15 protein-coding genes and 1 other annotated feature (1 of these 16 only partly in view) are annotated in these 12,309 nt (G+C 50.9%); of the genes, 4 read left to right on the forward strand and 11 right to left on the reverse strand.

All coding sequences use genetic code 11. From position 1 onward, the window contains the following. Positions 1-211, reverse strand: a binding site (T-box leader); it reaches 21 nt to the left of the window's first position. 73 nt (positions 212-284) lie between these two features. The 4 genes from IM700_RS11790 to IM700_RS11805 all read right to left on the reverse strand — a co-directional run bounded on the left by IM700_RS11790 (position 285) and on the right by IM700_RS11805 (position 4,510). After that, positions 285-2,246 carry an elongation factor G gene (locus IM700_RS11790; RefSeq protein WP_193416230.1) on the reverse strand — a complete coding sequence of 654 codons (1,962 nt, stop codon included), beginning with the start codon at positions 2,244-2,246 and terminating at the stop codon, positions 285-287. An 18-nt stretch (positions 2,247-2,264) separates the two neighbouring features. Beyond that, a complete protein-coding gene (locus tag IM700_RS11795; RefSeq protein WP_193416229.1) occupies positions 2,265-3,623 on the reverse strand; it encodes a PFL family protein in 1,359 nt (452 codons plus the stop codon). 19 nt (positions 3,624-3,642) lie between these two features. Next, complete coding sequence (locus IM700_RS11800) at positions 3,643-3,912, reverse strand: ACT domain-containing protein (RefSeq protein ID WP_155605949.1); 270 nt, start codon at positions 3,910-3,912, stop codon at positions 3,643-3,645. Between the two features lie 88 nt (positions 3,913-4,000). Then, positions 4,001-4,510, reverse strand: coding sequence for a MerR family transcriptional regulator (locus IM700_RS11805; protein WP_155605948.1), 510 nt, complete (start codon positions 4,508-4,510; stop codon positions 4,001-4,003). Positions 4,511-4,687: 177 nt separating this feature from the next. On the opposite strand from IM700_RS11805, the gene IM700_RS11810 reads away from it, so the two are divergent. Then, positions 4,688-5,539: an SDR family NAD(P)-dependent oxidoreductase gene (locus IM700_RS11810; protein WP_193416228.1), complete on the forward strand. Its 852-nt coding sequence runs from the start codon at positions 4,688-4,690 to the stop codon at positions 5,537-5,539. A gap of 58 nt (positions 5,540-5,597) precedes the next feature. On the opposite strand, the gene IM700_RS11815 is transcribed toward IM700_RS11810, so the two are convergent. From IM700_RS11815 to IM700_RS11835, 5 genes are all read right to left on the reverse strand, one after another. Continuing rightward, the gene (locus IM700_RS11815) at positions 5,598-6,167 is read right to left on the reverse strand and encodes a GNAT family N-acetyltransferase (protein ID WP_155605946.1); all 570 of its coding nucleotides are present in this window, start codon (positions 6,165-6,167) and stop codon (positions 5,598-5,600) included. A gap of 98 nt (positions 6,168-6,265) precedes the next feature. Further along, positions 6,266-7,132 carry a VOC family protein gene (locus tag IM700_RS11820; protein WP_193416227.1) on the reverse strand — a complete coding sequence of 289 codons (867 nt, stop codon included), beginning with the start codon at positions 7,130-7,132 and terminating at the stop codon, positions 6,266-6,268. 181 nt (positions 7,133-7,313) lie between these two features. After that, positions 7,314-7,748: an Rrf2 family transcriptional regulator gene (locus IM700_RS11825; RefSeq protein WP_193416226.1), complete on the reverse strand. Its 435-nt coding sequence runs from the start codon at positions 7,746-7,748 to the stop codon at positions 7,314-7,316. A gap of 107 nt (positions 7,749-7,855) precedes the next feature. Further along, positions 7,856-8,641, reverse strand: a complete 786-nt coding sequence (locus tag IM700_RS11830) for a TIGR00266 family protein (RefSeq protein ID WP_193416225.1) — start codon at positions 8,639-8,641, stop codon at positions 7,856-7,858. A gap of 49 nt (positions 8,642-8,690) precedes the next feature. Continuing rightward, the gene (locus IM700_RS11835; RefSeq protein ID WP_193416224.1) at positions 8,691-9,179 is read right to left on the reverse strand and encodes a cysteine hydrolase family protein; all 489 of its coding nucleotides are present in this window, start codon (positions 9,177-9,179) and stop codon (positions 8,691-8,693) included. A gap of 179 nt (positions 9,180-9,358) precedes the next feature. Between IM700_RS11835 and IM700_RS11840 the strand changes: the two genes are divergently transcribed. Then, positions 9,359-9,748: a MerR family transcriptional regulator gene (locus tag IM700_RS11840; protein WP_155605941.1), complete on the forward strand. Its 390-nt coding sequence runs from the start codon at positions 9,359-9,361 to the stop codon at positions 9,746-9,748. Further along, complete coding sequence (locus tag IM700_RS11845) at positions 9,729-10,067, forward strand: thioredoxin family protein (protein WP_155605940.1); 339 nt, start codon at positions 9,729-9,731, stop codon at positions 10,065-10,067. Before IM700_RS11840 ends, IM700_RS11845 begins: the two co-directional genes overlap by 20 nt. Before the next feature lie 77 nt (positions 10,068-10,144). On the opposite strand, the gene IM700_RS11850 is transcribed toward IM700_RS11845, so the two are convergent. Continuing rightward, complete coding sequence (locus tag IM700_RS11850) at positions 10,145-10,528, reverse strand: MerR family transcriptional regulator (RefSeq protein ID WP_155605939.1); 384 nt, start codon at positions 10,526-10,528, stop codon at positions 10,145-10,147. A gap of 223 nt (positions 10,529-10,751) precedes the next feature. On the opposite strand from IM700_RS11850, the gene IM700_RS11855 reads away from it, so the two are divergent. Next, positions 10,752-11,690, forward strand: a complete 939-nt coding sequence (locus IM700_RS11855; protein ID WP_193416223.1) for an aldo/keto reductase — start codon at positions 10,752-10,754, stop codon at positions 11,688-11,690. Between the two features lie 74 nt (positions 11,691-11,764). Here the strand turns inward: IM700_RS11855 and IM700_RS11860 are convergent, their stop codons facing one another. After that, a complete protein-coding gene (locus tag IM700_RS11860; RefSeq protein WP_193416222.1) occupies positions 11,765-12,232 on the reverse strand; it encodes a hypothetical protein in 468 nt (155 codons plus the stop codon). Positions 12,233-12,309 lie beyond the last annotated feature (77 nt).

Below are 12,309 nucleotides of genomic sequence, written 5' to 3' on the forward strand. Positions count from 1 at the left end.
GCGGTACCACTCTAATTCATTTCATGTGATGAAATGATCTCCTTCGATGGCTAACACCATCTATCCTTGTAACGGCGGAATCCCGGCTAGCCCTACATTTCAGGCAGCTGTTCATAGACGAGTTCAACATGACGGACACTGCCGCTTCGCACCAACCAACGGCTCTCTGAAAGGTCAAGTCATCTTTACTATTTCTAATCAACACATTTGGCATATGGAATTATTGGTTATTATATGCACGTGGCGGTGGATTGTCAACATTTTGCTTCGGAGGCTGATGCATTTTAACGTTCCACTGAGGCATGCATTTTATTCGGAGCCTCTTCCCAGGATACGGAATAAGCTTGTCCTTTCGCGCAAAAAATCGAAGACGAGGTGTACGCCGGATCAGCGTCCTTGTTGTAATTCTTTCGGGCGATCACTTTATCCGTCTGATGACATGGCTCATATCCGCCAGATTTCAGCATGATGGATCCTTTCCCGTGCGACATGGATGCAAGCTCTACCCCATAATCCATAAAAGTGGCTACCGGAACAACGCCAGTAATGATCGCCGTCTCGGCACCCGTCTCTGGCGGATCGAATCGGCCGTGAGCCTGCTGGATATCGGTCAATACCTTGCCGAGTTGATCCAATCCTACCTTGATTTTAAACTGATATACCGGTTCCAGAAGCGCATTCTCTGCCTGCTCCAGCGCTTGTCGCAGTGCACGGTAGGTGGCCTCGCGGAAATCCCCGCCGCTGGTGTGTTTGTTATGCGACCGTCCGGTTCGTAACGTCACGCGCACATCCGTCAGAGGAGAACCGGTTAACAAGCCGCGATGCTCCTGCTCCAGCACATGCTGGCCGATCAGGTTCTGATAACCAACGGTTAAATCATCTGCATGACAGGCGTTAACGAAGGTTACGCCACTTCCCCGTTCTCCCGGTTCCAGCCGCAAATGAACCTCCGCATAATGCCCTAAAGGCTCGAAATGTCCGCAGCCCACAACCGGAGCGGTTATCGTTTCCTTGTACAAAATCTCCGGCGGCCCAAACGCGATTTTCATCCGAAAACGCTCCAGCAGCACCTGCTCCAAAATTTCTAGCTGAATCTTACCCATGACATGGATATGTAACTCCTGCAACGCTTCATCCCATCGGGTCCCCAAGGTAGGATCCTCCGCATCCAACAGATGGAAAACGCGAAGAACTTCCTTTAAGTGCAAAGGCGGTTCAAAAAGCACCTTGGATTGTAGCGTAGGCACAAGTTCACGTCGGATCGGATCATGCAAAACGCCTACGGCTTCACCGGAATGAGCTTCGGTTAATCCTGTTACCGCGAACAATTCACCGGCAGTTACGGAATCCGCCTGAACGAAGCGCTGCCCGTTGTATTTGCGGATGCCGGTGATTTTTTCCGTTCGCCGGTCTCCTTCTAGACCAAGAGCAAGTTCATCACGGACCTTCAATGTTCCTTGCAGAGCTTTGAGAAACGTAATTCGAGTTCCTTGCTCATCATGCCGTATTTTGTAGACTCGACCAGCAAACGGAAGCTGCGGATCATACGCGGTTCGGGTTAACCGTTCCAACGCGCCGAGAAAAGCGTCGATACCGATATCAAGCAGCGCCGAACCTCGCAAGCAAGGATAGACTTGCCCGCTCTGAAAGAGCCGAGCCAGGTGCACGTTCCACGTCTCCGCGGTACCGGAGCCTTCCAAAAACGCCTCCAGCAGTGCTTCTTCCCGCTCAGCTAGCCAAGCCTTTTGCGTATCGTCCATACGCCCGCTTTCTGCCCAACTGGATACGTCCAGCACATCACCACTCAACTCGCGGCCTATGTCCTGCAAGACCTGATCCGGATCAGCGCCGGTGCGATCGATTTTGTTGATAAAGAAAAACGTCGGAATCCCGTAGGTTCGAAGCAACTCCCATACCGTCTCCGTATGTCCTTCGACACCTTCCACCGCGCTGACGATGATGATCGCGTAATCGAGCACCTGCAGCGCTCTTTCCATCTCTGCGGAGAAATCGACGTGACCGGGCGTGTCCAACAGAAAATACGTCGATTCGCCGTATTTCATTTCGGCCTGATCAGCGAAAACGGTGATCCCACGCGCTTTCTCAATTTCGTGACTGTCGAGAAAAGCGTCGCGGTGGTCGACCCTGCCTCGATTGCGGATCGTTTGCGTATGGAACAGCAAAGCCTCGGCAAAGGTCGTTTTGCCGGCGTCGACATGCGCCAGCAATCCTATCGTTTTATACATGGCTGCGTCCCCCGCCGCCTAGTTCTTAAAGCTATGAATCGGCGCCGGAATCCGTCCGCCCCGCTCGATGAACGGCGCGCAGTTAAAGGCGTTGACCGGCATAATCGGCGCGTAGCCCAACAGGCCGCCGAATTCCACGATTTCGCCGACGTCCTTACCGATGACCGGGATAATCCGGACGGCGGTCGTCTTGTTGTTGACCATGCCGATCGCCGCTTCGTCGGCGATGATGCCGGATATTGTCGCGGCACGGGTGCTGCCGGGAATCGCGATCATGTCGAGCCCGACGGAGCAGACGCACGTCATCGCTTCCAGCTTCTCGAGCGTCAGCGCGCCGCGCTGCACCGCTTCGATCATCCCGTGGTCTTCGCTGACCGGGATGAAGGCGCCGCTCAGGCCGCCGACGTAGGAGGAGGCCATGACGCCGCCTTTTTTCACGTTGTCGTTCAAGATCGCCAGAGCGGCCGTGGTTCCCGGTGCACCCGCTTCCTCTAAGCCCATCACCTGGAAGATCTCCGCGATCGAATCGCCGATCTCCGGCGTTGGGGCAAGCGACAAGTCGATAATGCCAAACGGCACACCCAGCCGCTTCGAGGCTTCTTGCGCAACCAACTGACCTACCCGGGTCACTTTAAACGCCGTCCGCTTGATGGTTTCGCATAATGTCTCGAAATCCTTGCCCTTCACTTCCTCCAGCGCACGCTTCACTACGCCAGGTCCGCTGACACCCACGTTGATGACGCATTCCTGCTCCCCAACCCCGTGGAACGCCCCGGCCATAAACGGGTTGTCCTCCACCGCGTTGCAGAATACAACCAGCTTGGCGCAGCCGATCGAACCCCGATCCGCCGTCCGCTCGGCCGTACGGATAATGATATCGCCCATCTGTTTGACGGCATCCATATTGATCCCGCTGCGCGAGGAGCCGACGTTCACCGAGGAGCAGACCCGGTCCGTGACAGCCAGTGCTTCAGGGATGCTGCTGATCAGTACGCGATCGCCGTTCGTAAAGCCTTTCTGCACAAGGGCTGAGAACCCCCCGATAAAATTGACGCCCACTTCCTTGGCGGCTCGGTCAAGTGCCTCGGCCACTGGCACAAACGTATCGGTTTTCAGCCCCCCGGCAGCTATCGAAATGGGAGTTACCGAAATCCGTTTGTTGACGATCGGTACGCCAAATTGCTTCTCTAAATCCTCCCCCGTCTTGACCAGATGCTCTGCCGACCGAGTGATTTTATCATAGATGTTACGGTTAAATACGTTCATGTCCTCATGAGCGCAGTCCATCAGGCTGATCCCCATCGTAATCGTACGTACGTCGAGGTTCATTTCACGGATCATCGAGTTGGTTTCTTGTACTTCTACGCGTGAAATCATGCGATTCCCTCCCTTCTTCTTAGATCCGATGCATCGTATTAAAAATATCCTCATGCTGCAGCTTGATTTCCACGCCAATGGTGCGGCCCAGCTCCTGCAGCTCTTCGACCAGCTTCTCGAATTCTTTGGCCGGCGCGGAAATATCGACAATCATCATCATGTTGAAATAGCCTTGAATGATCGTTTGCGAAATATCGAGAATGTTAACGTTATTATCGGCCAGATAGGTGCACACCTTGGCGATAATGCCCACTTTGTCCTTGCCCAGTACGGTGATAATCCCCTTCAAACGAAGTTCCCCCTTTAATTTAAAGACTCCCCCAAGACTTCGGACGAGTCATCTGCTCCGCTTATTATGGCAAAAGAAAACCAAATCATCAATGACCACTTTCACTCGGTGCTGCGGAAAAATAACGCAGTTCGGCTGTCGACAACGGTTTCGATTGCGTTGCGCCTTTCTTGCCATCCGCGCGATTGCCATTGCCGCTCTCGACCTCGCAGTCCGAAGAACGGTACTTGCCCTGCGCAAGTTTCAAATCGATAAAATCGACAACCTGCTGCAGCGAAGCGATTTGCTCAACGATGTTGGCCCGGTGTTGAACCATCTGCTCGACCAGCTCCGGATATTCTCCGGGATCAGCATCGATGGACACCTTCAGGAAGGGCCGCATTTCGTCCAGCGGCATCCCGGTTTTCTTGAGGCAATTCACCAATCGGATCGTATCCAGGTCCTCCTTGCGATAAACGCGGTGTCCATTCTCTTTTCGCTCGGCTCGAGGCAGGAGCGATATTTTCTCATAATATCGAATCGTATCCTCGGTTATCCCGGTTAGCTCCGCGACTTGCTTAATGGTAAAGGTGAGTTTATCTAGCGATTCGATCGCCATGGTTCATCCTCCTGTTCCTAACAAAGTGTCTAATCTGAATTATACAACTTGGAGTCAGCTCCAAGTCAAATTTCATTTTCGTTCATAAAAACAGCTTGACTTGGAGTCGACTCCAAGATCTAGAATCGGCCAGAAGACATCAATAGGGTCTGCAAAACGATTTCAGGAGGAATGATCATGGTGCATACTAATAACGAAAATGTCGCTTTCATAACAGGGGCTAGCTCCGGGATCGGACTCGAGTTAACCCGCAAGCTGCTGAACGAAGGATGGCAAGTCGTCGGATTAAACCGTTCCGATTGGCCAGCGGAAGATCAGGGACTCCAGTCCGCCGCTCGCCAAGGGCAACTAAGAACCTACAAGACGTCGGATTTGTCCGACTTTAACAGCCTACGGCAAGCGCTGGAGCTGATTAAAGCCAACGAAGCGCGAATTGACGTGCTGTTTAACAATGCCGGCCGCAGTTTTCCGGAATTGGAGTATTCGAAGCAAGGACGAGAGCTTCACTACGAGTTAATGACGGTCGTCCCATATATCGTCACGATGGAATTGATGGATTTGCTAAAAAGCGGGCGGTTAAAAACCGTAATCAATACCTCTTCCGCTGTGGTAAGCAGGGTCAAGTCCTTTGATCCGGACCAACTAGCGCGACCGACAACATTCCGCAAGCTATTAGGTCCTTACGCCACATCCAAGCTGGCGCTCTCCTTATGGACGAAATCCATCGCCCCCAAGCTTGTGGCTGAGGGCATCGAAATTCGCAGCGTCGATCCGGGAGGTAACAATACCCTGCGGAAGGGAAAACGCTCGGGACTCCCCATCTGGTTAAAGCCGATCATGAAATTCTTCTTCTCCCCGCCGACCCATGGGGCTGGCTTGCTGTATGCCGGCGCACGTGGTAAGCACCAAGGCCATACCGGCGTCTTTCTGATGAAGGATCAGCCTGTAGAGCTGAAGTTCCGGGAGCATGCCCAACATGTGCTGGACCAGGTATGCACAATCTATGAAACCGAGTTTCTCGGTCGATAACGGCAGAAACAAAAGAGATTTGCTCCGCCGTTCGATCAGCAGGAACAAATCTCTTTTTTTACCGAAATATCCGGTTCCGTTTGGCCTCGTATTGCTTCTTCAGTAGCGCAAATAGAATGGCGTCAACGAACTGGTTCTTCTCAAAAAACGTTTCCTTCAGATAACCTTCCTCGTGGAAGCCGGTCTTCTCCAGCAAGTACCTGGACCGAATATTGTCCGGGTCGATAAAGGCTTCAATCCGGTTGAGCCCCAAATCCTCGAACCCGAAACGCAGAATTTCCTGCAGTACTTCGGTCATAACGCCTTGGCGCCAATAATCCGGGTTGAGCTCATAGCCGACCTCGGCTTTATAATGATTCTTCGACCAGTTATGAAATCCGCAGGTGCCGATCACCCGGTCGCTTTCAGCTTTGACCGTGATTGCCCAACGGAAGCCCTGCTTCTCCAAATAACGGCTGTTCCACATTTGGATCAACTCTTCGGCTTCCCGGAGCTCCACGAAACGATCCAGATCGTAATATTTGGTCACTTCGTCGTTGGAGAGATAATGGAACAAATCGGCGGCATCTTTCGAAGTTAGCCTTCGCAGTACAAAACGCTCCGTTTCCAGTTGAGGGAACAATTTCATAACGACCGGTCCTTTCCTAGAGTTTACGTAAATCTATTATAGGTGAAGGACTACGCCGAAAGGAAGAGTCAAAAACGCGTGAGTTGATCCTCTACGACTCAGGCAACAACGGTAAGTCTAATTCCGATGCCAAACGGATCGCTTAAACGGAGTTCATTCCCCTCCCGCTTATAGGCCACCTTCGCTTCAGCCAACCGGCTCTCAACGGCTTCCAGTGCCGGAATATCCGGCAGCTCCGTTGTGAAGTAGCGGATGCCGACCGCATCCTCGGGTGCTGGAGGCGCACCTTTGCCGGCCCATAAGTTCAGGCCGATATGGTGATGGTAGCCGCCAGCGGAGACGAATAACGCCGCCGCGCCATAATGGGCGGTGACCTCGAATCCGAGGATGCCACAGTAGAACTGTTCGGCTTGAGTTAAATCGCCGACGTGGAAATGCACGTGTCCCATACGGGTGCCTTCCGGCAATCCATTCCATTCGGCTTGCTCGGACAGATTCAACAAGTTTTCCACGTCCACAGGATCCGTGGTCATCTTCACTTCGCCACTAGCGTTTTTTTGCCAGGTATCACGAGGACGGTCAGCGTAAATCTCAATGCCGTTTTGATCCGGATCGTTTAAATATAACGCCTCGCTGACCAGATGATCGCCCTGTCCAACCGGGATTTGATGACGGATGAGATTTCGCAAGGCAAGTCCTAGCGTCACTTGGTCCGGAACTAAAATGGCAAAATGATATAAACCGGATACGGACCGCTCGGGCAACACCCGATAGCGTTGATCTGCTTCCAGAATGAGCAAAGGGGTTTTGCCATCTGCGGTTAATTCGGCGATCGTGCCGTTCTGGTGCAGCACCTGAAAGCCGATGACCTCCTGGTAAAATGCGACAGACCGATCGAGATCGCGGACTTTTAGTTGAACAACGCCGATTTGTGCGGCGGGATGAATAGGCAAGGGATAAGCCATGAACAATTTCCTCCTTCGGATCGTAACGTTTCAATAATCCACTTAAATGTAACTGCGGTTGTTACAAAAGAGTCGTTGTAATCAGTATAGTTACAGGATGTGATCTTGTCAATTTTGCATCAAAAAAAGCCCCCTGCTCTAGGGGGCTCTACACTTTCCGCATGTTTGCAGCCTCCTGCGATTAAACCGAAGGGGCTTTCGCCGAGATATCGTTTACCACATCCTGCAACGTCACGGCCGCCAAGGTGTTCTCCATCGCTTTTTGGGCCAGGGAGAAAATCGGCTCGATGGTCGATTGAATATTCTTGCCGACCGGACAATCCGGGTTGGGATGATCATGTACGGCAAACAATCCATCTTCCTCCACGACATGCACCGCGCGGTAAACGTCAAGCAGTGTGATCTGATCTAGCGGCCGCGACAGCTTCGACCCGGCAACCCCCGTGCGCACTTCAACCAAGCCCGCTTTATTTAGCATGCCCATAATTCGGCGGATCACAACGGGGTTCGTATTTACGCTGCCGGAGATATACTCCGAAGTGCTAATCCCGTCCTTGTTAATTTCAAGTAGGGATAAAATATGAATGGCCACGGAAAATCTGGAACTGATTGTCATGATAAGCCTATCCCCCATTCCCATCTTCTTGTAACCATATTAGTTACTTGAGGAGTGGAATGTCAACCGCCTTTCTCACCGCGGAAGAGGGAATCCTACCTCGCCTTCTATCTTCCGTCCAGCAAGTTGCCTAAACCGCCTAACAGGCTGCCTTCATCTTTGCGGCCCGAATAACGGGATGCGGACAACACGCGGTCCGCCAAACGGCTAAACGGCAGCGATTGGACCCATACTTTGCCAGGGCCGCGCAGTGTCGCGAAGAAGAGCCCTTCCCCGCCGAACAGAGCCGTCTTTACGCCTTTCACGAATTCGATGTCATAGTTGACCGAAGACGTCATAGCCACTAAACAGCCGGTGTCCAGACGCAGCACTTCGCCGGGAGCCAAGTCTCTTTCAATCACCAAGCCACCGGAATGCACGAAAGCCAGACCGTCCCCTTCGATTTTCTGCATGATGAAGCCTTCTCCGCCGAAGAAGCCGGTACCGAGTTTGCGTTGGAACTCGATCCCCACCGACACCCCTTTAGCGGCACACAGGAAAGCGTCTTTTTGGCAGATGATTTTGCCGCCAAGCATTTGCAGGTCGAGCGGCACGATTTTGCCGGGATACGGGGAAGCGAAGGTGACGGCCTGACGATTGTAGCCGGCATTGGTGAATACGGTCATAAACAAACCCTCACCCGTGAGCATCCGTTTGCCCGCCCCCATCAGTTTGCCCATGAGTCCGCCGCCTTGATTGCTGCCATCGCCAAAGATCGTCTCCATTCGGATATCCGGGTCCATCATCATAAAGCTCCCGGCTTCAGCGATCACGCTTTCTCCTTGATCCAAGTGAACCTCCACGCACTGCATTTCATTGCCGATAATCCGATAATCGATTTCATGTGCATTCATGAAATAAACGCCTCCAAATGAATGAATTTTAATTATGTAATGTCATGAATTAGGAGTGCTTCAAAATAGCTCGAATCACGGAGTAGCTGATCAAGCTGCGATCCCGATAGACCGCCGCAACCGAATCGGGATGCTCACCGAGGATGCCTTTTTGCAAAATGGCTGCGCCAAATCCGCGTTCCACCGCCCCATTAAACGTAAAGGTGACGCAGTGTTCGGCGGCAAAACCGCATACCACCACGAAATCGATGCCCTGTTCGCGGAGGAGTTGCTCGAGATCGGTTTTCCAAAACGAGTTGTTCCATGCTTTAGAAATCCGCAGGTCGGATTCAGCCAGCTTCACCTCAGGAATCACCTCGTACCCTGGAGTCCCTTCGCCCCCATCCTTATCCTGGACGACAACGACCGGCCGCCCCGCCTCCCTGAACATGTCGGCGACCGCATTAATGTACTCGCATGCTCCCGCAATTTCGCTTTGGATTCGCGGATGGTTCAAAAAGGCTTGCTGCATATCGATGATCAATAAAGCCGGTTTCATGCGTGATCCTCCTTTATCGCCCGCTTATAGGCGCCTAATTTCTTACATTATACACGATCCGCGAACCCGCCGTCGTACTCAATGCTGAAGTTTTTTAGTTGCATTCTACAAAAGCAGTTGACCCTCACATTAATGTTAGGGTTTATAATGAATCCAAGAAGGCAGGTGATTCGTAGGCGATGAGAATCGGTGAATTGTCCAAGGCAACCGGCGTCAGCATCCGCTCGCTTCGTTATTACGAAGAGCAAGGTTTGATCTCCTCGCAACGGCTGGCAAACGGATACCGTGATTACCATAGCTTTTCCGCCGAACAGGTGAAGACAATTCAGTTCTATTTAAGCCTGGGGCTTACGACGGAGCAAATCGCTGGCTTCCTGCATTGCGTCATGACCAGCAAAGAGGCGTTCTGCCGCCAGATTATGCCCGTTTACCGCAGTAAGCTGAAGGAAGTCAGTGAACAGATTGAGCTGCTGCAGGCAATCAAGGTGAATCTGGAGGAGCGGATCCGCCATATTTTAAGCGAAAATCCCGAAATGGAGATGAATGAGAATGGCAACGAAACGGATTGAACATGAAAATGAGTTTGTACAGGCGTTACAAGCGCCGGGTCTGACCCTCGTCGACTTTGACGCACCCTGGTGCCCACCATGTAAGGTGTTATCCCCTATATTGGATGAGCTGCACGAAAGCTATGACGGCGCCATTAACCTACTGAAGGTCAATTGCGATGAGCTGCCGGCTTTGGCCGCACAATTTAGCGTGATGTCCATGCCGACCGTGATTTTCTTCCATCAGGGCCAGCCTGTAGAGAAGCTGATTGGTCTGCGCCCGAAGGAAGCCTATACGAGTTTGATCGCGAAGTATCTATTACCGTCCCAAACGGCTTAAAGTAAAGGATAACGGGGAACAACCTCCAGGAAATGCTGCCCTATTCAGTGGAATGGGAGCAAACTTGGAGGTTTTATTTATATTTTTATATCGGTGTTGTTGATTTGAGCTTCAAGAACATCGTATAGGGCTAACTTATAATTGATCTTGTCAAGGTTTCGATAAAGTTCGCTTATTTTCTTCTCGATCTCCCCTTTATGTTCAAGCATCATTTTCTTACGCTCCGCAATGGTCTCATCACCTTCGTGAAACAATCGTACATACTTCTGGATTTGAACAATGGGCATACCGGTTAATCGAAGCGCGGTGACAAAATGAACCCACTCTAAATCTTCCTGATCATACAGACGCTTTCCGTTATCGTCTCGTTTAACAAAGGGAAGCAATCCCTCAGTTTCATAGTACCGTAGTGTGGAAGCGGTAATTCCTGTCATGAGTGTCACTTCTTTAATGTTCATCATCTGGATACTCCCCTCCGATTCGTTAAAGTTAACTTTAATTTATATTCAAATCATTTTTAACCCGATCATAGCAAAAAACTTCTTTAAACGCTATATATTCAAAATAATTAAATGAATTTAGCAGCTTAGTGCAGTAAATAAATCACGCTTGACTTCAAGTTCACTTTAACATGTAAGCTATACAGGTAAAACTTTAATCTAAATCATGAAAGGATGGAGAGTCATGAAAACGAGAAGTTTAGGCCATGGTGAGTTAGAGGTTTCTGCTATTGGTTTAGGGTTAATGGGGATGTCGGAGCTGTATGGGAAAGCCGATGATCAAGCCTCAATCCGCACCATTCATCGTGCTCTGGAACTAGGCGTTACTTTGCTGGATACAGCCGATTGCTACGGTAACGGACATAACGAGGAATTGCTCGGCAGAGCCTTGAAAGGACGTCGGGATCAGGCCATTATTGCGTCAAAGTTTGGTGTGGGGCCTAATTTTGAAGGCGTCTTTGGTCATCCCGAATATGTAAAAGGAGCGATCGATCGAAGTCTTATGCGTTTAGGTGTGGATCATATCGACTTGTATTACTATCATCGCATCGATCCTACTGTACCCATTGAGGAAACTATAGGAGCGATGTCTGATTTGGTGAAAGACGGGAAAGTCCGCTATGTAGGATTGTCGGAAGCCTCCAGTGACACAATACGTCGGGCCCACGCTATTCATCCCATTTCGGCTTTACAGACGGAATACTCCCTCTGGAGCCGTGAAGTCGAAGCAGACATTCTTCCTACCGTCAACGAACTCGGGATCACGTTTGTGGCTTATAGTCCTTTGAGCCGAGGCTTTCTCTCCGGTGCTGTAAGTAAATTTGAGGATTTTGCCCCCTCGGATTACCGAAGACAACTTCCTCGATTTCAGGGCGAGAATTTCCAACTTAATCGGGCTTTGGTGGACAAAGTGAAGGAACTCGCTGAAGAGAAGAACTGTACCCCAGCGCAATTGGCTATTGCTTGGACAATGGCCAAAGGAGCTTTGCCGATTCCTGGAACGAAACGGATATCTTATTTGGAGGAAAATATAGGTTCGCTGGATGTGGAACTCTCTTCCGAAGATTTACGCCAGATCGATGAGATGATGCCACCTACTTCCGTAAGCGGAGATCGTTACTAAGGCCTTAACAAAAATAAACCAGCCAGCTGCCGATTTGTGGATCGGCGACTGGCTGGTTCTCTGTTCGCTTCGTTTCATTCGTAGACATGAATATCGCGGAGTTGTTTGGCTTGCTCGATATACGGCCCCTCCGACAAGTTGTTAAATGCCAGATGGGTAGCCCGTAAACTCAGCAGTTGATCACCGGGCTTGAGTCCAAATTCTTGCCACGTTGTTAGCGGCAGCGTAAAATACCCTTTGCTGTTTAAATAAACCCAGCAGAACGAGCGTTCTTTGAAGGTAATGGCCTGCCCTTCCGGGATGGCGAATTGCTGAATCTGAGGAATGCTGGCGAAAATCGTGGCAAGCGGTGAGTTTGCAATCAGTTCTTTGCAAACGACGCTAAAGCCTTTGGCCGTATTCCGACCTGTCATCAGTATAATGTTGGAATCCGGGCGAATCTGGTACTCATGCAGGGCTTGATCCGGAAGGTAAAATGATCCGTCGGGAAGAATTTTGCTCCACGCGTAAAAGTACTTCCCGCCTTTGGCATTCACTGCCATGTCTATCATCCCCCGAGCGTAATGATTATCTATCTAGAGGTAATTCAACAAGTCATCAATCTGACTTATGAATGTCT

The sequence above is a fragment of the Paenibacillus rhizolycopersici genome (assembly GCF_014947195.2).
In the GTDB taxonomy this organism is placed as follows: domain Bacteria; phylum Bacillota; class Bacilli; order Paenibacillales; family Paenibacillaceae; genus Fontibacillus; species Fontibacillus rhizolycopersici.